At 47.9% G+C, this 509-nt stretch carries 1 protein-coding gene; it reads right to left on the reverse strand.

From position 1 onward, the window contains the following. Positions 1–509 (reverse strand): KorB domain-containing protein (locus R7190_RS31090; protein ID WP_318138370.1); only part of this gene is annotated, 509 nt, incomplete at both ends.

Below are 509 nucleotides of genomic sequence, written 5' to 3' on the forward strand. Positions count from 1 at the left end.
TCTGGTGGGAGCCAGTCAGTGGGCCTTTTTCCATTTCGTCTTTGATACGTTTGGCATCATTCAGCAGCTCACGGCTTTGTTTACGAGTAATCCCGTCAGACATAGCCACCGCGCAGACGGCGCGACATCTTTCTTCATTCAGATCGAACAAGAGACGAAGGTTATTCAAGGTCTCTGTATCAGAACATACTTCATTATCGTATAACTCACGCACACAGTCAGGTAGCTTGAGCAACGACAGATGCGTAGATACGAAAGTGATATTCTTACCGAGCCGATCAGCAATATCCTTTTGCTTCCAACCTTCTTCAATAAACAGGTTTAACGCCTCGGCAATCTCTACCGGAGTCAAGTCATCCCGCTGGATGTTTTCGATCAGCTCACCAGCAGTCTCGTCCAAGTTGTTCTGGACCTTATCATTCACCACCAAGTCAATGGTCTCGATACCAGCGTGTTTACACGCTCTCCAACGCCGCTCCCCTTTTTGGATGACGAACTTGCCTTCTTCG

This window comes from Vibrio sp. 1078-1, assembly GCF_033340475.1.